The organism is Paraburkholderia sabiae, from assembly GCF_030412785.1.
GTDB lineage: Bacteria > Pseudomonadota > Gammaproteobacteria > Burkholderiales > Burkholderiaceae > Paraburkholderia > Paraburkholderia sabiae.
Genome location: NZ_CP125295.1, coordinates 6,543,023 through 6,562,303, shown reverse-complemented (window position 1 = coordinate 6,562,303; position 19,281 = coordinate 6,543,023). Strand labels below are relative to the sequence as shown.

At 64.0% G+C, this 19,281-nt stretch carries 18 protein-coding genes; 5 read left to right on the top strand and 13 right to left on the bottom strand.

The genetic code is table 11. The annotated features are described in order from the left end of the window. Positions 1 to 10: 10 nt before the first annotated feature. The 8 genes from QEN71_RS29565 to gspG all read right to left on the bottom strand — a co-directional run bounded on the left by QEN71_RS29565 (position 11) and on the right by gspG (position 6,015). Positions 11 to 790, bottom strand: coding sequence for a type II secretion system protein N (locus QEN71_RS29565; RefSeq protein WP_201648788.1), 780 nt, complete (start codon positions 788 to 790; stop codon positions 11 to 13). 22 nt (positions 791 to 812) lie between these two features. Then, a complete protein-coding gene (gene gspM / locus QEN71_RS29560; protein ID WP_201648789.1) occupies positions 813 to 1,316 on the bottom strand; it encodes a type II secretion system protein GspM in 504 nt (167 codons plus the stop codon). Next, entirely contained in the window at positions 1,313 to 2,701 is a 1,389-nt protein-coding gene (gspL, locus tag QEN71_RS29555; protein WP_201648790.1) for a type II secretion system protein GspL, read from the bottom strand. The genes gspM and gspL overlap by 4 nt, the downstream gene beginning before the upstream one ends. Positions 2,702 to 2,729: 28 nt before the next feature. Continuing rightward, the gene (gene gspK, locus QEN71_RS29550) at positions 2,730 to 3,833 is read right to left on the bottom strand and encodes a type II secretion system minor pseudopilin GspK (protein WP_223964355.1); all 1,104 of its coding nucleotides are present in this window, start codon (positions 3,831 to 3,833) and stop codon (positions 2,730 to 2,732) included. Positions 3,834 to 3,842: 9 nt separating this feature from the next. Next, the gene (locus QEN71_RS29545) at positions 3,843 to 4,547 is read right to left on the bottom strand and encodes a PulJ/GspJ family protein (RefSeq protein ID WP_201648791.1); all 705 of its coding nucleotides are present in this window, start codon (positions 4,545 to 4,547) and stop codon (positions 3,843 to 3,845) included. Then, entirely contained in the window at positions 4,525 to 4,878 is a 354-nt protein-coding gene (gene gspI, locus QEN71_RS29540; protein ID WP_407675474.1) for a type II secretion system minor pseudopilin GspI, read from the bottom strand. The genes QEN71_RS29545 and gspI overlap by 23 nt, the downstream gene beginning before the upstream one ends. Before the next feature lie 77 nt (positions 4,879 to 4,955). Beyond that, positions 4,956 to 5,564 carry a GspH/FimT family pseudopilin gene (locus QEN71_RS29535; RefSeq protein ID WP_201648793.1) on the bottom strand — a complete coding sequence of 203 codons (609 nt, stop codon included), beginning with the start codon at positions 5,562 to 5,564 and terminating at the stop codon, positions 4,956 to 4,958. Beyond that, complete coding sequence (gene gspG / locus QEN71_RS29530) at positions 5,539 to 6,015, bottom strand: type II secretion system major pseudopilin GspG (protein ID WP_290370882.1); 477 nt, start codon at positions 6,013 to 6,015, stop codon at positions 5,539 to 5,541. The genes QEN71_RS29535 and gspG overlap by 26 nt, the downstream gene beginning before the upstream one ends. A gap of 169 nt (positions 6,016 to 6,184) precedes the next feature. Between gspG and QEN71_RS29525 the strand changes: the two genes are divergently transcribed. Next, complete coding sequence (locus tag QEN71_RS29525; protein WP_201648794.1) at positions 6,185 to 6,598, top strand: type II secretion system protein N; 414 nt, start codon at positions 6,185 to 6,187, stop codon at positions 6,596 to 6,598. Between the two features lie 90 nt (positions 6,599 to 6,688). On the opposite strand, the gene gspF is transcribed toward QEN71_RS29525, so the two are convergent. Genes gspF through gspD form a run of 3 tightly spaced genes read right to left on the bottom strand, consistent with a single transcriptional unit; the run spans position 6,689 to position 11,857 of the window. Next, the gene (gene gspF / locus QEN71_RS29520) at positions 6,689 to 7,906 is read right to left on the bottom strand and encodes a type II secretion system inner membrane protein GspF (RefSeq protein ID WP_201648795.1); all 1,218 of its coding nucleotides are present in this window, start codon (positions 7,904 to 7,906) and stop codon (positions 6,689 to 6,691) included. Between the two features lie 4 nt (positions 7,907 to 7,910). Then, positions 7,911 to 9,482: a type II secretion system ATPase GspE gene (gspE, locus tag QEN71_RS29515; protein WP_201648796.1), complete on the bottom strand. Its 1,572-nt coding sequence runs from the start codon at positions 9,480 to 9,482 to the stop codon at positions 7,911 to 7,913. Further along, positions 9,479 to 11,857: a type II secretion system secretin GspD gene (gspD, locus tag QEN71_RS29510; protein ID WP_233471712.1), complete on the bottom strand. Its 2,379-nt coding sequence runs from the start codon at positions 11,855 to 11,857 to the stop codon at positions 9,479 to 9,481. Before gspD ends, gspE begins: the two co-directional genes overlap by 4 nt. Positions 11,858 to 12,374: 517 nt before the next feature. Between gspD and QEN71_RS29505 the strand changes: the two genes are divergently transcribed. Beyond that, on the top strand, positions 12,375 to 12,830 hold the full coding sequence (locus tag QEN71_RS29505; protein WP_201648797.1) for a lytic transglycosylase domain-containing protein: 456 nt from the start codon (positions 12,375 to 12,377) through the stop codon (positions 12,828 to 12,830). A 137-nt stretch (positions 12,831 to 12,967) separates the two neighbouring features. Continuing rightward, on the top strand, positions 12,968 to 14,245 hold the full coding sequence (locus QEN71_RS29500; protein ID WP_201648798.1) for a GTP-binding protein: 1,278 nt from the start codon (positions 12,968 to 12,970) through the stop codon (positions 14,243 to 14,245). 107 nt (positions 14,246 to 14,352) lie between these two features. Here the strand turns inward: QEN71_RS29500 and QEN71_RS29495 are convergent, their stop codons facing one another. After that, entirely contained in the window at positions 14,353 to 14,631 is a 279-nt protein-coding gene (locus tag QEN71_RS29495; protein WP_007581741.1) for an HU family DNA-binding protein, read from the bottom strand. A 164-nt stretch (positions 14,632 to 14,795) separates the two neighbouring features. Continuing rightward, complete coding sequence (locus tag QEN71_RS29490) at positions 14,796 to 15,101, bottom strand: hypothetical protein (RefSeq protein ID WP_201648799.1); 306 nt, start codon at positions 15,099 to 15,101, stop codon at positions 14,796 to 14,798. Between QEN71_RS29490 and mnmC the strand changes: the two genes are divergently transcribed. Both mnmC and QEN71_RS29480 read left to right on the top strand, forming a co-directional pair. Further along, the gene (gene mnmC, locus QEN71_RS29485) at positions 15,100 to 17,067 is read left to right on the top strand and encodes a bifunctional tRNA (5-methylaminomethyl-2-thiouridine)(34)-methyltransferase MnmD/FAD-dependent 5-carboxymethylaminomethyl-2-thiouridine(34) oxidoreductase MnmC (RefSeq protein ID WP_201648800.1); all 1,968 of its coding nucleotides are present in this window, start codon (positions 15,100 to 15,102) and stop codon (positions 17,065 to 17,067) included. The genes QEN71_RS29490 and mnmC overlap by 2 nt on opposite strands. 893 nt (positions 17,068 to 17,960) lie before the next feature. After that, entirely contained in the window at positions 17,961 to 19,163 is a 1,203-nt protein-coding gene (locus QEN71_RS29480; RefSeq protein ID WP_201648801.1) for a cation:proton antiporter, read from the top strand. Positions 19,164 to 19,281: the final 118 nt, after the last annotated feature.

Genomic DNA, 19,281 nt, shown 5'->3' with positions numbered 1-19,281 from the left:
AGGAGCGAAGTCAGTGAGCGAAGGTCAGCGCAACCTGGCCGGGCCCCATCGGACGTCCTAACAGATTTAGCAGTCCCGCGAGATTGTCGACGGCGTCGGGCGTCGTGCTCGCGACGCCCGTGAAGGACGTCGACGCCTCGCTGACCGTGCCATGACCGTTGAGCAGCAACGGTCCTTTCGTCGTCGACAGATCGAGCGCACCGGACGCGCCCTGCGCCTGAAAGACCACGCGATACGACCCGAGCGGCTTCACACGCGACACACGCGAGCTCATATCGTTGAGCGTGACGATCAGCTGGCCGAACGCCTGGCGATTGAAGCTGCGCCAGTCGGTCCATGTGAGCCGCACGTCGCCTTGCAGATCGAGCGTATTGAAGGGCGCACCGAGGCCGGCGAGCAACGACGCCGGCACCGCAATGCTGCCGCCCGACAGCGTCGCGTTGCGCAGCGTCGCATCGACGACCACGGGGTCCGGCATCGCTTCGCTTTGCCGCATCTGCATGTGGACGCGGCCCATGAAAAGCGGCCAGAACGACGTGCGCCATTCGATCCGCCCCGGCAGCAGCGTCGCCGCTTCCGAGCCGGGCCCGGCGGCGAGCATCAGCGAAGCCGAGCCGTGCCACAGCGACCCCGAAGGGTCGACGAGATTGACATGCCCCTGCGTCGCCTTCGCGAACTGCGGCGTGACCCACGCGGCGGGCGCCATCACGAGCAACACCAGAACGTTCGCGATCAGCGCGACGACGAGCCAGGGCAGCGCGGCGCGCAATCGCCGCATCCAGAAACTCATGCGTGATCCCGTGGCAGCGCCGTCATTTGATGGCAGCCGGCTGCAGCGACGCCGTCAGATCGACCTGTCCGTCCTGCTTGAGCCCCGTCACGTGCGCCTCGGACACCTGCACCTTGAACTGCTTGCGCGCGTCGTCGAGCCATTGCGTCCACGCGGGGAACGACGCGTTCTTCAACTGGATCTGCACCGCGTTGCCGATCACCTGCACCTGCGTCGCCGCAAGGCCATGATCGTTCAGCGACGCCGTCAGCGCGTCCTTCAGCGCACCGCCCGTCGGCGCCACGCCTTGTGCCGACGCCGACAGCGCACGCGCTTCATTCGCGTCCGCCGTCATCTGCGAAAGCTGCCGCTGCAGGCTCGGGATCGATTCGCGCAGCCGTGCGCGGCCTTCCTGTGCAGGCGCCCACAGCACCGACCAGACGATGACCACCGCGAGCACCACGCCGCCCCACGTCAACAGCCCTTTTTCGCGTACCGTGCGCGCTTCCCAGAAGCCGGCCCACGTGTTCAACAGTTCTGCTTTCATTGTCCTTTCCTGATCGTCCACTTGCCCGTGTTGCTGTCGATCGCGCCGTTCAGGCCGTTACGCGTCAGACGCTGCTGAAACTCCGGGTCGACCTTGACCTCGGGCTTGAACGTCACGTCGACGCGCCGGTCGTGATAGTCGAGCGCGGCAAGACCGTTGACGGGAATCGGCCCGAGCGAGCGAGCAAGGCCATCCGCCAGCGACAGGAAATCGTCCGGCGACAGTTCTCCCGCCGCGACGCGCAATTGCTGCAACTGGCGCGCCATCTGGTCAGGCGCGTCGAGCACGACCGTCGTCTTCGGAAACGTGTTGAGCAGCAGTTCCGTCATCTGCGCGCTGATCGCATCGCGCTGACGCGACAGCATCAGCCACTGCAGATTCGCGCCGATGATCGCGACCACCACCGTGCCGACCAGCAGCCACAGCGGCAGGCGCAGACGGCGCAGTGTCGCGCGATCGAGCCGCCACGGCTGCACGGCGAATTCGAACTGCGCGAGATCGAAGCGGCATTGAATGGCATTGCGCGCCAGCGTTTCGAACGACAACGGCAGCGCGCCCGCGATGGTCGGCCGTCCCGGCTGTGCGGTCGACGCCATGCGCGGCTCGCTGCCGGGCATATCGACGAGCGTGTAAAGCGTGACGGGCGCATTGCCGGCGAGCGCCGCGACGGTCGCGCCGACAGCCGCTTCGGGAACGGCCAGCCCTTCGCCGAGCGGGCCGCGCGCGAGCGCCAGTTCGACGCGAGGCGGCGTGGCGTCGATGGCGCCTTCGCCGAGTACGGCTGCCGTCGACGACACGACATGGCCGAGCACGGCGGCAACGACAGGCGTGATGTCGACGGCGGACGGTTCTTCGGGCGGCGGTGGGGCATCGGCGCCTGCAGCGACAGCTTCTTCCGCGTGCACTGCCGTGGTGGCCACGTTAGAAGCAACCGCTGCGGCAACCGGCTGCGGCAGACAGCGCGCGACGGGGACCGCCTTCACATTGCGATGGCCCGCCGCCGCGAACGTCTCGACGATAAAGCGGAACCAGCCGCGATCGACGATCGCGAGCACATGGCGTTTGCCGTCCAGCGACTGCGGATCGAGCGCGATGTGCGTCGTCTGCGGATCCTGGATCAGTTGATCTTCGACGACGTTCGGCAACGCCTGACGCAAGCGCGGGCCCTTGAGCGGCGGCACCGTCGCGGCGAGCATCAGGCAGTCGCGCGCAGCGAGCATCAGCACGGTCGACGTGGCGCGCGGCAGCAGACCGGGCGCCGAGCGGCCGGCGCGCTGGATGCGCCCCGATTTGTCGAGCAGCAGAAACGGCAGCTCCGGCAGTTGCCATTCCTGCGACGGCACCGCCGGATCACGCGGCGGCAGAAGAACGATCAGCGTGCTCAAAGGCCACTCTCTCGGGAAAATGCGTTGTTCATAGTTGATCTCGTCCCCATACGATACGCGTCGTATGCGTCAGTGCGTCGCGATAGACGAGGGTCGTGCGATCGACTTCCGCCCGCTCGTGCTCGACGCGTCCGTGGACGAGGAAGTAGCTGGTATTGACGTCGAGCTGGTTCGGATCGAATACGAGCTGCTGCACGCCCGAGCCGCGCAGTGCGAGCTGCACGTCGCCGACGTTGTGAAAGAACACCGTCTCGCGGCGCGCGACGAAAGCCTGCGCACTCGACAGACTCATGCCCGGCACGACCGCCGCGACCACTTCGGCGGGCGCGGTGTTCATGTTGACGGGCGTCGCCGTGGGCAGCACGGTCACGAATGGACGCAGCCGCGCGACCGTCTCCGGTGTGAAGCCCGGCACGTCGAGCAACGAATCGACGCCCGTCATCTGCAGCGGCGCGACAGGCGCGTTCCCTTCGGTGTCGTCGATGCCAGGCTGATTCGTGTAGTTGCCGCCGCCTGCGGCGCCGCCTTGCACCTGCTGCGTGGGATCGACGGGGGTACCGGGATTGACGGCCGTCTGAAAGCGCGTCGCCGACTGCCGCAGACCCGCGCGCAACTGCAACGCCGTGTTTTTCGCGAGCTGTCCGTTGATGCCGAGCAGCTGGAGCAGGCGCTGGAACGCCTCGATCTGCTGGAGATTCAGCGTCAGCGCGCCGGGGACGGCCGTCGAAACGAGGTTGCGCAGATTGAACTTGGCCTGCGCGTCCTCGATGGAACCGGAGATGTAGGTAGCCGCGCCTTCCTGCGCGCGGACTTCGCCGATCTGGCCGAGAAAGTCCGACAGCCGCGTCCGCGCAATCGGCACGCCCCAGACACCGCCGAGATACGTGATCCCCGCCGACGTATCGCCTTCCGAGCGCAGAATCAGCCGCGTCCAGTCGAGCGCGCCGCGCGACACCCAATGCGCCTGCGCGAGCAGCCGCTGGTTTTCGATGCGCCGGATCTGCACCTGCTGCCGCCACAACATGCCCGAGACGAGAATCGCCGACAGCGCGACGACCAGCAGCGCGCTGATGATCGCGGCGCCGCGTTGCGCGGAACGCGTCGAACGGGAACGGGCAGGGCGAAAGCGCATGATCAGATCTCACTCTCCCACGAGAAAAACCCGCGTCACGGGCCGCGCGAGCGAATTCGCGCCGATGCTCACCTCGAGCCCCGTCACCGACCTCGGCAGCGGCGCATTGCCGAGCTGAGGCACCTTCAGATTATTGTCGTTCTCCGTGATCGCCGCCTGCACGTCTTTCATCTGCGTCGTCCAGCCGACTTTCGGCACGTACATCCGCGCGGAAATCGCGCCGACGCCGCCGATCAACGGCACCGAATTCCAGTCTCCGTTCTCCGACCCGCCGAGCGCGCGGCGCACTTCGCCGATGTTCGCGAGCGGCGGCGACGCATAGCGGATGATGCGCCCTTCGGCGATCCTGTACCGCACCACCACCAGCCGCGGCGCCACACCCGGCGTGCGCATGTATCGCACGATCTGCAGCGCATTGCCGTTGACTGCGACGGCGGGTTCGCCCGCTTCGTCGTCGGAGGCGGCGTTGCGCACGTCGATGCGCACCTGGTCGAAGAACTGCGCGAACACGCGCTCGTCTTCCATTGCATTCGTGATCGTCTGCCGTCCGCGGATGATCTGATCCAGTCCACGCCACGACAGCACCGCGATCACGGCCAGAATCGCAATCGCGACGAGCAGCTCGATCAGCGTGAAACCGCCCGCTGTCTTTCTCGACAGCAGCGAACGGCGAACGCGCGGCACCTCGTGCTCAGAGCGAGCGATTCGTTTCATTCGCGATCACCGTCACCATCTGCGCGAGGTTGCCCGGCCGGCCGGGCGACGTCACTGACACCTCGACGCGTCGAAACACCGGGTTCGGCGTCGCGCTCACGTTTTCCGTGCACATCAGTTGCAGGTTGCCCTGCGAACAGTCGAAACTCTGCGACCCGACTTCGGGCCATGCATGCGTCAGATGCAACTGGGCGAGCGCGTTGTCCGCGCTCCAGCCCGCCAGCAGCCGTCGATGCAGATCCGCCTCGCCCGTCGCAAGACTGCCGACGGCGCGCAGCGAAGCGGCCAGCGCCACCGCGATGATCGTCAGCGCGACCAGCACTTCGATCATCGTGAAGCCTTTGGACTGGCTCGCGCCGACGTTATGCACAGCGCCGCGCACGCGGCGAACCCGAAGCGCGCGCGGCATCAGCGGACCTCGTAACGGCCGTTGCCCGTGCCGACGATCGTCACGCGCCCCACGGAGGAGAACAGCGTGACCTGCACGGGCGCATCGATGCTCTCGGTGCCGAACACGATGCGATCCGCCTGCGTGTTCGAACCGGGATAGTCGATTGCTACGCCCGTCACGCCGCCTTCCCAGCGGCGCGGTCCGAGCAGGTCGTCGCGCAACGGACGCCAGCCGTCGTTCGTATGGATATCGAAACGAAAGCCGCCTTCGAGCGGCAGCCACGAAATCGGGCGCGCGCGCACTTGCGCTTCGTCGCCCGCCGATTCGAACAGCAGCGCGAGCCGCTGCGCTTCCTCGTTCAGATCCGTGCGCGGATTGCGATTCAGCGACAGCGACGCCAGCGATACCAGCAAACCCGCGATCACCAGCACGACAAGCATTTCGAGCAGCGTAAAGCCGCGCTGACGTCCGCCCGATGCATGCTGCTTCGCACGACCGCCGGCGCCATCGGCGCTGACGGTGTCGCGGGATGCATAGGGCATGCAGTCGTGCAGTCGCATGGTGCCGGTTACGATCGATATCGATGCAGTCCGAAGCCGCTTATTGCCAGGAGCCGACGTCGGCATCGTTGCCTTCGCCGCCCGCCTTGCCGTCCGCGCCGTAGCTGAACACGTCGATCTCGCCGTGCACGCCCGGGTTCAGGTACTGATACTGGTTGCCCCACGGATCGTTAGGCAGACGCTCCAGATAGCCGCCGTCCTTCCAGTTGTTCGGCACGGGATCCGTCGACGGCTTTTCGATCAGCGCGCGCAGTCCTTGCTCCTGACTCGGATAGCGGCCATTGTCGAGACGATAGAGTTTCAGCGACTGCATGATCGTGCCGATGTCCTGCTTCGCGGCGACGCGGCGTGCTTCGTCCGGACGGCTCATGATCTTCGGCACGATCAGCGCAGCCAGAATGCCGAGAATCGCAATCACGACCATGATTTCGATCAGCGTGAACCCGCGTTCACGGCGGGCGCGCACGCCCGCGCGCATGGCCGCGATCTCGTTGCGGCGTGTGGTCCACATTTGCATAGCTTGCTACCTCTCCAGGATTAGGGGTCGATCGATCGGACGTCACGTCATGCGTCGAGAATGGAGCACTCTGCACGTCCGGTCGGTCATTTTAATGTCATGCAGTTGAAGGGTTCCGTTCGTCGTTCCCTATACCGCAAAATTCACAATAATCCGTACAATGACACGCATGAACGCACTCCAGATCCGCCTGATTTCGCTAGCCGTCTTCGCGGTGTTCTGCGCGACGCTCACTTACTGGATCGTCACGCTCACGTCGCATGGCGGCGCGCCCGTGCCCGCTGCCGCCGTGCGCCCGCCCGTTTCGACGGACCAGGCGGCAGTGCTGTTCGGCGGCCAGCTGGCACGCACCGCGAATCAGGACATTCATCTGTTCGGCATCCTCGCCCTGCGCGAAGGCGCCGCCGCGATCATCAGTACCGGTGGCGAACCGCCGCACGCCGTCTCGCTCGGCAGCAACATCATGCAGGGCGTGAAGCTCGGCGAAGTGCGCGCCCGCTCGATCATCATCGACCGCAACGGCTCGCGCTCCGAAGTGTTTCTTCCGCAGAACCCGCCCGGTCCCACCATCTACGTGCGCTGATTTCATTCTCTGCCGCGCCGATGCAATCTGAAAGCATCGGCCCGGCTTGCAACACTTTCGCGCGCTTACGCTGACGGCGCGTCCGCGCCGTCATTGCACCAGGTTGTTCAACTCGATGATCGGCAGCATCACCGCGAGCACGATCACCAGCACCACACCGCCCATCGCCAGGATCAGCAGCGGTTCCAGCAGACTCGTCAGGAACATCGTGCGACGTTCGAGTTCGCTCGCTTCGCCTTCGGCCGCGCGGTCCAGCATCGACGTCACGTCACCCGTCGCTTCGCCCGAACGGATCAGGTGCACCAGCACAGGCGGAAACGTCTTCGTGTTGCCGAGCGCGCGCGACAGCGACGTGCCTTCGCGCACGCGCACGATGGCGTCGTCGATATTGCCGCGCATCGCGCGATTGCTGAGCGTCTCGCTCGCGGCCTGCAATGCGCGCAGAATCGGCACGCCTGCCGCCGTCAGAATGCCGAGCGTGCTCGCGAAACGCACCGTGTTGTAGCCGCGCACGAGCTTGCCGACGAGAGGCGCTGTCAGCGTCCAGCGATCGAACGCGAGACGCGGGCCCGGCTGCGAGAGTATCGAACGCACCACCAGCACAACGATCACCACGGCGATCAGCATCGCCCACCAGTAACTCCGCACGAAGCCGGACAGCGCCATCATCATGATGGTGAGAAACGGCAGTTGCTGCTTCGTACTCGCGAACACGTTGACGACTTGCGGAACCACATAGCTCAGCAGGAACGTGACGATGCCGAACGCGATGATCGTGACGATCGTCGGATACGTGAACGCGAGAACGATCTTCTGCTTGAGCGCGTTGCGTTGCTCGATGTAATCGGCGAGACGCGACAGCACGAGGCCGAGCTTGCCCGTATGTTCGCCCGCTGCGACGAGCGCGCGGTAGATGTCGGGGAAGTCTTTCGGATGCTGCGACAGCGCATTCGCCAGCGAATGGCCGCCGAGCACTTCCGCGCGGATCGCGGCCATCAGTTCGCGGATGTAATCGCGCTCGGATTGCTCGGTGAGCACGGACAGCGCTTCGTCGAGCGGCAGGCCGGCGATCAGCAGACTGGCAAGTTGGCGCGTGAGAATCGCCTGTTCGCGTTGCGACAGCTTGCGTCCCAATGACAGCCGCTGGCTGCGTTCACCGCGCGTGCGCGTCGCCGCGGGTTCGACGACAAGCGGCGTCAGGCCTTGCGTGCGCAACTGCGTGCGCGCGCCGCGCGCGCTGTCGGCGTCGAGCACGCCTTTTTGCGCCTTGCCTGCGGCGTCGATCGCTTCGAAGCGGAATGCGGGCATGCGCTCAGACCCCGCCTGTCACGCGTATCACTTCTTCGAGCGACGTCATGCCCGACGCGAGCCATCGTTCGCCGTCCTCGCGCAACGTACGCATGCCCTGGTGACGGCCGGCTTCGGCGATTTCGGCATCGGCGGCATTGCGGTGGATCAGCGAGCGAATCGACTCGTCGACGTTCAGCAGTTCGTACACGCCGCGCCGGCCGGCATAACCCGAGTGCCCGCACTTGTCGCAACCCACGGGATGCCACACCTTGCGGCCGCCTTCTTCTTCGCGCGCTTCCTTGCACACAGGGCACAGCCGTCGCACGAGACGCTGCGCAAGCACGCCGAGCAGCGACGACGCGAGCAGATACGGTTCGACGCCCATGTCGGTGAGACGCGTGACGGCGGACGCGGCGTCGTTGGTGTGCAGCGTGGCGAGCACGAGGTGACCCGTCAGCGATGCCTGCACGGCAATCTGCGCCGTTTCCAGATCGCGGATTTCACCGATCATGATGATGTCGGGATCCTGACGCAGAATGGAACGCAGCGCGCGGGCGAACGTCATGCCGATCCGCTCGTTGACCTGTGTCTGGCCGATGCCGGACAGATCGTATTCGATCGGGTCTTCGACGGTCATGATGTTGGTCGTCGCCGTTTCGAGGCGCGACATCGACGCATAGAGCGTGGTCGTCTTGCCCGAACCCGTCGGACCCGTCACGAGCACGATGCCGTGCGGACGCGAGATCAGCTTGTCGAATTGCCCGAGCGTGTCGGATGCCATGCCGAGCGCTTCGAGATTCAGACGCTGCGCGTCTTTTTCCAGCAGACGCAGCACGGCGCGTTCGCCGTGGCCCGTCGGCAGCGTGGACACACGCACGTCGACCGGTCTTCCGCCGACGCGCAACGTGATACGGCCATCCTGCGGCAGACGCTTCTCGGCGATGTCGAGCTGCGCCATGATCTTGATCCGCGAAATCAGCGCGCCGTGCAGCGCCTTCTTCGGACGCACGACATCGCGCAGCGTGCCGTCGACGCGAAAGCGCACCACCGACGCATTTTCGAACGGCTCGATGTGAATATCCGATGCCTGTTCGCGCGCGGCCTGCGTGAGCAGCGCGTTGATCATGCGGATGATCGGTGCGTCGTCTTCGGATTCCAGCAGGTCTTCCACTTCGGGAATGTCCTGCATCAGACGCGAGAGATCGACTTCGCCTTCCACTTCGCCGACCACCTGCGCGGCGCTGCCGTCCTGGCGCGCGTACGCATGGTTGATCGCTTGCGCGAGTTCGTCCGCCGCCATCCTCACCACGGAAATCGCGCCGAAATTGCGCGCGACTTCGGCGAGCGCGGCCTGGCTGGTGCGCTCGCTGATCCACACTTCGATCGAATCGGCGTGCTGATGCGCGACGAGAATCTGCCCGCTCTTCGCGAAGCCGTACGGCACGAGCCGCGCGGCGAGCGCAGAGGGCGCATCGCGTCCTCCGCCTGCTTCGGGCGGGGCGTCGCGCCCGGTTTGAGCGGGTGTTTCCGGCGCGTCGCGCACGCCTTCGGGCGAGGCCGATGCGTGTGGACCGGAAAGCGGCGTGGTGCTCACTGCGTGGCTCCTGGCGATGCTGTCGTGCCTTGTGGCGCAGCACCTGGCGTGCCTGTACTGGTTCCGTTCGGGGTCGTGGTCGGCGTGCCCGTCGGGGTTCCATACGTCGCGCCGTTCGTGCCTGGCGGCACGTTGGCGGGCGCCGGTTGCGGCACGCCCATTATCTGCTCACGCCGCATCTTGTCCAGGTCGAACAGGTTCAGCGTCGATCCGCCCTCATTGGGGCCGACCGGCATCGGCGGCACGACGGGGTCGTCCTTGTCCTTGATCAGGTTGTTGTCGGACTTGTACGCGCCCGTCACACCCTGAATATAGTCGTAACGGTTCGCCGTCACCGCCTGCGCCGTTGCGCGGTCAGCGATGATCACGGGACGCAGGAACACCAGCAGATTCGTTTTCGCGCGAATCTTGTTCTCCGAGCGGAACAGCTGGCCGATCCACGGAATGTCGCCGAGCAGCGGCACCTTGCTGTTGGTGACCTGATAGTTGTCCTGCATCAGGCCGCCCAGCACGATGATTTCGCCGTTGTCGGCCAGCACGGTCGACTGGATCGAGCGCTTCGTGAATTCGGGGCCGGCCGGATTGGTCGTCACGTTGGTCGTGCCGGCCACGATCGCCGAATCTTCGGTGTACAGCTGCAGTTTCAGGATGCCGCCATCGGTGATTTGCGGCTTGATATGCAGCGTCAGGCCGACGTCGATACGGTCGAAGGTATTGAACGCCGTGGTCGCCGTGCTGCTCGTCAGGTTCGAATACGAGCCCGTCTGGATCGGCACGTTCGTACCGACGACGATCTTCGCTTCCTGATTGTCGAGCGTGATCAGATTAGGCGTGGACAGCACGTTGGCGTCGGCCGTCTGCGACAGCGCCTGCAGCAACGCGCCGAGCCCCTGCACACCGAACAGGTTGTGCACCCAGCCGACGTTCAAGCCCTGCTGCAGATTCGACGCCGCGAGCCCGGTTGCCAGTCCGCCCGTGGCGGCGTTGGCTGCCGCTGCCGCCGTCAGGTTGATGATGCTGTTGCCGCTGCCCGTGGCAAGGTTGGTGCCCGCGAGCAGGTTGCCGCTGCCGATCTGCCACTGGATACCCAGGTTGGCGTTCGTATTCGAGTTCAGCTCGACGATCAGCGCTTCGATGTAGACCTGCGGACGGCGGATGTCGAGCTGGTCGACCACGGCGCGCAGGTTTCGGTAGACGGGATCGGCCGCGGTGATGATCAGCGAGTTCGTCGCCGCATCGGCCTGGATCATGCCGCCTGGCTGATTGTCTTCGTTGTTGCTGCCTTCCTTCTCGCCGAGGAAATCCGAATTGTTGTTGTTGCCCTGGCCGCCGTAACCACCGCCGCCTGCACCCAGCGGATTGTTACCCAGCCCACCCGACGACTGACCGCCCATCGACCCCGATGGCAGCGGCGGGTTGCCCGAGCCACCCGTCGACGACGGCGAGTTGTTCTGGTTGAACGAGTTCGCCGCGTTGTTGCCGCCTGACGACGAACCCGATTCGTTGCCGCCGCCGCCCTTGCCGAGCATGCCGCGCAACGTCTTCGCAAGACGCACGGCGTCGGCATTGCGCAGCGACACGACGTGCATGTTGCCCGGCTGACCGGTCGCGGCATCGAGTTGCCTGGCGAGCGATTTCGCCGCCGCGAGACGCCCGGCGTTCGACGCGCGCAGCAGCAGCGAATTGGTGCGCGGATCGGCCTGCACGGAAACCTTCAGCGTTGCATCCGTGTTGCCGATCGTGCCGGGGTCGAGCATCTTCGACATCTGCGTCGCGACGTCGATCGCGTTCGCGTTCTTCAGCGGCACGACCTGCACCTGCTGGCCTGCCGCCGTATCGACACCCTGGATGATCTGCGCGATGCGGCGAACGTTATCCGCGTAATCGGTAACGACGATCGTATTGTTCGACGGGTAGGCCGCCACCGTATTGTTCGGCGAGATCAGCGGACGCAGCACGGGCAGCAGGTTGTTCGCCGATTCATTCTTCAGCTGGAACACCTGCGTGATCACCTGATCGCCGCGCGCCGCAGGCGCGTTGCCGACGTAGGTGGGCACGCCCTGCAGCTTCGCGTCCGCTTCGGGCACGACCTTCAGCACGCCATGATCCTGCACGAGCGAAAAGCCCTGCATCCGCAACGCGGATTGCAAGGTCTTCAGCGCCTGATCTTCAGGAACCGGGTTTTCGGAAACCAGGTTCAGTTGTCCTTTCACACGCGGGTCGACGATGATCGTTTTTCCCGTCGCCGCGCCAATCGCGCGCGCCACCTGATCGATGTCCGCGTTGACGAAGTTGAGCGTCACCTGTGCGTGCGCGAGTTGCGAGGTGATCGTTCCAGCGACCAGCAACGCCATCGCGACGCGACGCAATGCCATACGATTTCTTCTCATGGATATGAATTCGAAGCCGACGTTGTGATCCGCCGACGGTCATGCACAGTGGACGACCGGCCGACACCCCGGCATCCTCGGTTTGAACAAAGGCTCCCATGGCAGCCAGTGCCAAGGATATGCCTTGCCTCCCTGTAACCGAAAACAACGAACAGTAACAGCTTTTCGTGTCGGAAATGTCACAAAACGGCTGGGTCTCGTGAGATTCCTCTACCGATTGCGCTCTGGGGTCCATCCGATTGCGCAAAATGTTACGTCGTTGAAAGTTTTGCGCCTTGGTCCGGTAACTATTCGGCCGCTGCCTTTGGCCGCAAGTTACTGGCTTATGTCGGTTGGCCAACTTTGAGGCGCCTTCTACTGCCGGTATCATACGGGCGGATCGACAGTTCGAGTAACCCCAAAGAAGCGGGTTTTCCCGAGTACAGCCCCGTCCCATAAGGGTTTCGTGTCGTCTTTACCGTTCCGTTAATTAGGAATCGAACATAGTTCGTCATCTTGACCGATGAAGCTGACCGCCATCACTGCCGCCGTTGGATTCGCAGCGCTCTTGGGCGCCGGTTCCGCACGCGCCGACTGTTTCGATGAAGCGGCCAGCTATCAGAAAGTCAATCCGCTGATCCTTCGCGCCATCGCCTGGCAGGAATCGCACAACCGTCCCGCCGCTGTCCACAAGAACGCCAACGGTTCGACCGATTACGGCGTCATGCAGATCAATTCCGTTCATCTGCCCGTGCTCGCGCAATACGGCATCTCGCAGGGCACGCTGATGGAGCCGTGCAAGAACGTGTACATCGCCGCGTGGCATCTTCGGCAGAAGATGAACAAGTACGGCAACACGTGGGCGGCTGTCGGTGCATACCATTCGGAAACGCCCACGCTGCGCGACGAATACGCGCGGCAGATCGTGGCGATTCTCCGCAAGTGGAATCTGATGCCTGTCCATCAGCCTGCCCGATAGTTGGGCAACTTCGTTCAGAAGCGCCATCCCCTCATTCCAGTTGATGCACAATGCGGCTTCGTGCTGCTGTCGTCGATCGTCCGTGCGAACGATCGACGGCGCATGCGTCATTCACCTTCTAGCTTTCCCGTACCGCGATGAACCAGCCGCTTTTGCCCGTCACCGTGATCTCCGGTTTTGTGGGCGCCGGCAAGACCGCGCTCGTCGAACAGATTCTGTCGAACCGCAATGGCCCGCGCGTCGCGGCGCTCGTCACCGATCTTGCGGCCGTGCGCCTCGACATCGACAACGCGGCGCCCGCGTCGTCTGCCGCGCTGCGCGTCGATCTGCCGAATGGTTGTGCCTGCGTCCAGGCCGATGAGGACGTGCTCGAACAGTTGGCCGCACTCGCTGCGGAACATCGCTTCGACGCGATCGTCGTCGAATCGGCCGCGACGGATGAGCCGCTCAATCTCGTCGAATCGATTCTCGAAGACGAATCGCTGGCGACGCTCGTGCGTGTCGACACGGCTGTGACGGTGCTCGATGCAGCCGCTTTTCTGCGCGACTATGCATCGACGGATGCGCTGTCCGAGCGCGGCATTGCCGCTTACGAAGACGACGATCGCACGATCGTCGAAGTGCTGATCGAACAGGTCGAGTTCAGCGACGTGTTCGTGATCAACAAGGCGGACCTCATTTCCGCCGACGATCTCGCGCATCTGCAAGCCGTGCTCGTGGCGCTCAATCCGCGCGCCGCGCAGATCGTGAGCAGCTACGGCAATGCGCCCGTCGAGGAAGTGCTCGGCACGGCGCGCTTCGATTACGACGTGACGTCGAACGCGGCGGGCTGGCTTGCGTTGCTGCACGATCCGTCGAGCCACGAAGAAAAGAGCGGTGGGCAAGGCGTCGGGCATGTCGTGTATCGCGCGCGTCGGCCGTTCCATCCCGAGCGTCTTTGGGCGCTGCTGCATGAAGAGTGGAAGGGCGTGTTGCGCGGCAAAGGTTTCTTCTGGCTCGCGACGCGCAATGAGATCGGCGGCTCGCTGTCGCAAGCGGGCGGTGCTTGCCGGCCCGCGCCTGCAGGCACCTGGTGGGCCGCGCAGGATCGCAGCGAATGGCCCGAGGGCGATGACGAACTGCTCGAAGAGATCGCAGCCGACTGGTATGGCGATGCCGACGACTTCACGATCGGCGACCGTCGTCAGGAGCTGGTGCTGATCGGCGTGGATATCGATCCGGCGCAATGGCGCGCGAAGTTCGATGCGTGTCTGTTGACCGATGCCGAATACGCGTTGGGTGCAGAAGGCTGGCTAGCACTCGCCGATCCGTTCCCCGCGTGGGATCTCGAAGACGACGATCATGACCACGACCATGGCCACGATCATCATCATCACGATCACGACGATGACGGCCATCATCATCACCATCATTGAGCGTGATGAATGAGCGTGATGAACGCCTGACCCGACACCCGTCGTAAAAAACGCAGACGAAAAAAAACCCGCCGATGGCGGGTGTCAACAACTCAAGCTGCTGATGCTTAGCGCTTGTTGACTGCGTCCTTGAACGCCTTGCCAGCCGTGAACTTGACGGTCTTTGCGGCCGGAATCTTGATGGTTTCGCCCGTCTTCGGGTTGCGGCCCGTACGTGCTGCGCGCTTGCCCGAACCGAAGCTGCCGAAGCCGATCAACTGGACTGCATCACCCTTCGCCACAGCCTTCTTGATAACTTCAAGCAGCGTGTCCAGCGTTTCGCCGGTTTGAGCCTTGCTGGCGCCCGTCTGACCTGCGACGGCGTCGATCAGTTCCTGTTTGTTCATTAAGGTTCCTTTCTGGTTTAGGTTGACACGAACAGCGCGAACGCGCCGATTATACGTGCGCGCGCCGCGCCGTCGAGCAGCGACGGCTCGGGAATACCCCCGACTCCCGCAGCGCGCCAGGCGCGGCGCAGAGCACCGTGCTGCCGCTTCCCTCGCGGCGCTTGCTATGATAGCGCAGCGCAAACCCAATCTGGATAAGGGTTTCGAAGAATTACACGCTGCAACGCCTGATACAGCATGGAAAACAGCATTTTTGCCATGTCGGGCATCGAATAGATGCGATCCGCGTGGCTCAAAGCCCCGCCAGCGTTGGTTTTTGCCAACGTTCGGCACCTGTCGAACGGGCTCTGAACCCCGTCTGGACAGGCTGTGACGGCAGTCGACATGTCATCGGCGCGGCGCAACGATGCGTTCAAAGTGCCCTTTGCGGTCGCCCGAACCTCTTCCTCGCATAGCATTTCATCGCGCATGACCGACCCGCTCGTCCCCGCCGTCCTTGCGTTTCGCGACAACGGCACGCCTTATTCGCCGCTCCATGACGACATCTATCACAGTGCCGTCGGCGCGCTCGCGCAGGCGGAATACGTCTTCCTGAAAGGCAATGATCTGCCGTCGCGCTGGCAGCAGCGGCGCCTCTTCACCGTGCTGGAGACGGGCTTCGGCATGGGTATCAGCTTCCTCGTGACGTGGGCGGCATGGCGCGCGGATCCCGATCGGTGCGAGCGTCTGCACTTCGTCTCCATCGAAAAGCATCCGTTTTCACGCGAGGATCTGATCGCGGCAAGCGCGGCGGCCGTTGCGGACGCATCGATCGCACCGCTCGCGCGACAGCTCGCCGACGCATGGCCCATGCTCGTGCCCGGCACGCACCGGCTCGAGTTCGAAGAAGGCCGCGTGATCCTCACGCTCGCGTTCGGCGACGCGGTTCAAGCGCTGTCCACACTCTGGTTGCGCGCCGACGCGTTCTATCTCGACGGCTTCTCGCCCGCGAAGAATCCCGAGTTGTGGACGCCCGCAATCTTCAAGTCGCTCGCGCGGCTCGCCGGCGACGACGCCACGTTCTCCACCTACACGAGTTCGGGCGATGTGAAACGCAGCCTGCTGCAAGCGGGATTCGAATACAAGAAAGTGGATGGTTTCGGATGGAAACGCGCGATGCTCGTCGGGCGCTTTGCGCCGCGCTATCGTGTGCGGCGTCATGAGCCGCCGCTTCCGCTTGCTGTCGAGGAACGGCATGCCGTCGTGATCGGCACAGGACTCGCGGGTTGCGCAGCCATCGAACGGCTGACGGCGCGCGGCTGGCGTGTCACGTCGCTCGAACGGCATGCGGGCGTCGCGCGCGATGCGTCGGGCAATCCGGCAGGCGTGTTTCACCCGATGATGTCGCGCGACGACAGCGTCGGCTCGCGCATCACGCGCGCGGGCTTTCTGTATGCGCTGCGGCAATGGTCAGCACTCGAACGACGTGGGCTTCATCCATCGCGTGGTCCGGAAGGCCTGCTGCAAATCGCCGCCGATGACGACGAAGCGTCGGCGATGGCGCAGACGTTCGCATCGTTTGCCTATCCACAAGACTATGTGACGCCCGTTTCCCGCGACGATGCACAGCGGATTGCCGGCATGCGCGTCGCACGCGGCGGCTGGTTGTTCCCGCATGGCGGCTGGATCGATCCCGCGTCGTTGTGCGCGGCGCAGTGCGAAGCGGCGGGCGGTTTGCTCGAACGGCGCTTCAACGTCGCCGTGGCGCGAGTCGAACGCTTCGAGAATCAATGGATTGTGTTCGATGAAGACGGCGTCGCCGTCGCGAGCGCGCCGGTCGTCATCTTTGCGAACGCGCATGAAGCGGCGCGCATCGCGGGCTTGCGTCATGCGACGACACGCAGCGTGCGCGGGCAATTGACGCTGCTTCCCACCGATCCCGCCAACACGCTTCGCCTTCCCGTGATCGGCGAAGGCTACGCCGTACCTTTGCCCGACGGTTTCACGCTGACGGGCGCAACCTACGACATCGACGATCCCGAGACCCGCTTGCGCGAGGATGCGCACATCGAAAACATCGAGCGCGTGGCTCAGATGCTGCCCGATATGCCCGATTCGATTGGCGCCCATGCGGGCGCTTCGCTGACAGGGCGCGTCGCGTTTCGCTGCGTGACGAGTGATCGTCTGCCAATGATCGGCGCATTCGCCGACGAAGCCGCCGCAATCCAGGACGCCGACAAGTTGCGCGGCGCCAGGCCGCTCGATCTGCCACGCGCGGATGGGCTGTATGGCGCGTTCGCGTTCGGATCACGCGGACTGGTGTGGGCGTCGCTCGGCGCGGAACTGATCGCTTCGCAAATCGAAGGCGAGCCGTGGCCCATCGAACGCGATCTTTCCGAAGCACTCGATCCCGCGCGTTTTCTGTTGCGCGCGCTGCGCCAAGGCACGGCGACCTGACCTGACGCCTGTGGAAAAGTTATCCACGGCGTGCTGTGGATAACCGGGGAAATTGCGGGCGAAACTCGTGTGGAATCGATGTGGACGTAAACGGGGTAACTCGGCAGACGTTAACGCAGCCCCAAAAGTTATCCGAAGAACACCGACGGGCGCACACATCAAACGCATCCGGTTATGCGTTCGGCAAAGCGCTGATTCGTTTCGGTAAACCTTGGTTATCCACAGAAAAGCAGTGCCTTTGTTAACTTCTACTACGTATACATACAGGTAAACCTATTGTTGAGAAGCCCGTGGTCGGCTGGCGGCAACATCTTTGGATCTTGCATGTACAGAACCGCACTTCCCGGGCGAACCGTTCTGTTCATACTCGGCCGAAAACCGGAACGCCCGGCCTCGGCGACACTCAAACGCAAGCACCCCCGCCCATCCAGCGTCCGAAGGCGGATCCAGCCGTACAACAGCGCCAGGAACAAGCCGTTTTCCGCCGAAATGCGCGCTATTTCCGGTCGCTTTTTCCTGTTGTCATCGAGTTAGCGTACGTTTTACCGCTTTGAGCGCTTGTTCGACGCTTTTCCGTCAAGTGCAAAGAAGCTATGGCACAATCGCCGTTCTTCCGCGTCGTGTTTTGCCCCCGCAACCGACGCGCCAATGGAACGGTTGCCGGACCCCAAGAATCTGATTCAAAAGTCGACGGCGCTCTTTTCACTCACGTCGTGCCGCCTGTAGTCATGCGGCATCGGTGTAGTCGTTTCAGTTTTCATCCGATCGTTGACAACTCGCAACGCCGGCGAACGCGAACCGATCGCGGCAATGGATGCGGCCCACGGCTTGCGTGCTGGCGGCGTCTGCCCGTTCGCGTTGCCTGCCGTTGCTGCAAAGGAGAAGCCACCACGATGAAGTCGGCGTTTTCATTTTTTCCAGGCTGGCCGCTCACGCCCGATGCCATTTTCTGGGCAGGCCTCGCACTGCTCGCCGCAGGTCTCGTCGGCGAGCTGTGCTATCGCGCGTGGCATTTGCCGCGCATTTCCGGCTATGCAGTGATCGGCCTGATCGCCGGCGCGGCGGGTTCGGGCGTGATCGACGCGGATTCGGCTGCGACCGCGCGTCCGCTGCTCGATGTCGCGCTCGGGCTGTTGCTGTTCGAGCTGGGAAGCCGGCTGGATCTGCGGTGGATTCGCCGCAATACGTGGCTGATCGTGTCGAGCGTCGCTGAATCGACGCTGACGTTCGTGCTCGTGCTGCTGGTGCTGCTGTTCCTGAACGTATCGACGGTGACGGCGCTCGTGCTCGCGTCGATCGCGATGGCGACGTCGCCCGCGATGGTGATCCAGCTGAAAACGGAACTGCGCGCGGAAGGGCAGGTCACGCAGCGCCTGATGACGCTCACGGCGCTCAACAGCATGTACGCGGTGATCATCGAAAAGCTCGCGTCCGGCTGGCTGCATCAGGAGGCGTACGGCAATCTGCTCGCGACGATTCTCCAGCCGCTTTATCTGCTGATCGGTTCGCTGATCCTCGCGTATCTGCTCGCGCGCACCATCACGTTCTTTTACAAGCGTGTGAATCTGCAGGACGAACACTCGTTTGTCGCGCTGTTCGGCCTCGTGCTGCTGGCGATTGCGCTGGCGCATATCTTCAAGCTGTCGACCATTCTGAGTCTGCTCGCGGCCGGCATCATCGTGAAGAATCTGGAAGCGCGTCCGCAGTTGTGGCCGGCGCATTTCGGCACGGCAGGCTGGCTGCTGACGGTGATTCTGTTCGTGCTCACGCTGACGACCTTCGAGTGGCGCGACATCGCGATAGGCGGTCTCGCTGCATTGGGGCTGATCGTCGCGCGGCTGATCGCGAAGCTTGTCGGTGTGCTGGCGTTCGCCAAACCGAGCGGCTTGAACATGAAGCAGGGCGTGGCGCTCGGTCTGTCGCTGTCGCCGATGTCGGCGCTCGCCTATCTGCTCGTCGACGACACGTACCAGCTCTATCCGAATTTCGACCCGACGCTGCGCGCCGTCACGATGTGTTCGATCGTCGTGTTGCAACTCGTCGGACCGTGGCTCGTGTACCGCTCGCTTGCGCTCGTGGGCGAGCGCCGCGAGTGACGCGCCAGTCCGCGCGACACCACACGTTTTACCCGCAGCTCGCGCGTCTAGCTGCAGCATTCGACAGTCACTCCGGCCGGGCGCCGTCAGCAACGGGCGCGCCTGCGCCGACATGAAT

What these genes read in the sequence shown, in the direction of transcription:
- QEN71_RS29565 (WP_201648788.1), bottom strand. Translation starts at nt 790, where the DNA reads ATGAGTTTCTGGATGCGGCGATTGCGCGCCGCGCTGCCCTGGCTCGTC.
- gspM (WP_201648789.1), bottom strand. Translation starts at nt 1,316, where the DNA reads ATGAAAGCAGAACTGTTGAACACGTGGGCCGGCTTCTGGGAAGCGCGC.
- gspK (WP_223964355.1), bottom strand. Translation starts at nt 3,833, where the DNA reads ATGCGCTTTCGCCCTGCCCGTTCCCGTTCGACGCGTTCCGCGCAACGC.
- QEN71_RS29545 (WP_201648791.1), bottom strand. Translation starts at nt 4,547, where the DNA reads ATGAAACGAATCGCTCGCTCTGAGCACGAGGTGCCGCGCGTTCGCCGT.
- gspI (WP_407675474.1), bottom strand. Translation starts at nt 4,878, where the DNA reads ATGATCGAAGTGCTGGTCGCGCTGACGATCATCGCGGTGGCGCTGGCC.
- QEN71_RS29535 (WP_201648793.1), bottom strand. Translation starts at nt 5,564, where the DNA reads ATGCCGACGTCGGCTCCTGGCAATAAGCGGCTTCGGACTGCATCGATA.
- gspG (WP_290370882.1), bottom strand. Translation starts at nt 6,015, where the DNA reads ATGCAAATGTGGACCACACGCCGCAACGAGATCGCGGCCATGCGCGCG.
- QEN71_RS29525 (WP_201648794.1), top strand. Translation starts at nt 6,185, where the DNA reads ATGAACGCACTCCAGATCCGCCTGATTTCGCTAGCCGTCTTCGCGGTG.
- gspF (WP_201648795.1), bottom strand. Translation starts at nt 7,906, where the DNA reads ATGCCCGCATTCCGCTTCGAAGCGATCGACGCCGCAGGCAAGGCGCAA.
- gspD (WP_233471712.1), bottom strand. Translation starts at nt 11,857, where the DNA reads ATGGCATTGCGTCGCGTCGCGATGGCGTTGCTGGTCGCTGGAACGATC.
- QEN71_RS29505 (WP_201648797.1), top strand. Translation starts at nt 12,375, where the DNA reads ATGAAGCTGACCGCCATCACTGCCGCCGTTGGATTCGCAGCGCTCTTG.
- QEN71_RS29500 (WP_201648798.1), top strand. Translation starts at nt 12,968, where the DNA reads ATGAACCAGCCGCTTTTGCCCGTCACCGTGATCTCCGGTTTTGTGGGC.
- QEN71_RS29495 (WP_007581741.1), bottom strand. Translation starts at nt 14,631, where the DNA reads ATGAACAAACAGGAACTGATCGACGCCGTCGCAGGTCAGACGGGCGCC.
- mnmC (WP_201648800.1), top strand. Translation starts at nt 15,100, where the DNA reads ATGACCGACCCGCTCGTCCCCGCCGTCCTTGCGTTTCGCGACAACGGC.
- QEN71_RS29490 (WP_201648799.1), bottom strand. Translation starts at nt 15,101, where the DNA reads ATGCGCGATGAAATGCTATGCGAGGAAGAGGTTCGGGCGACCGCAAAG.
- QEN71_RS29480 (WP_201648801.1), top strand. Translation starts at nt 17,961, where the DNA reads ATGAAGTCGGCGTTTTCATTTTTTCCAGGCTGGCCGCTCACGCCCGAT.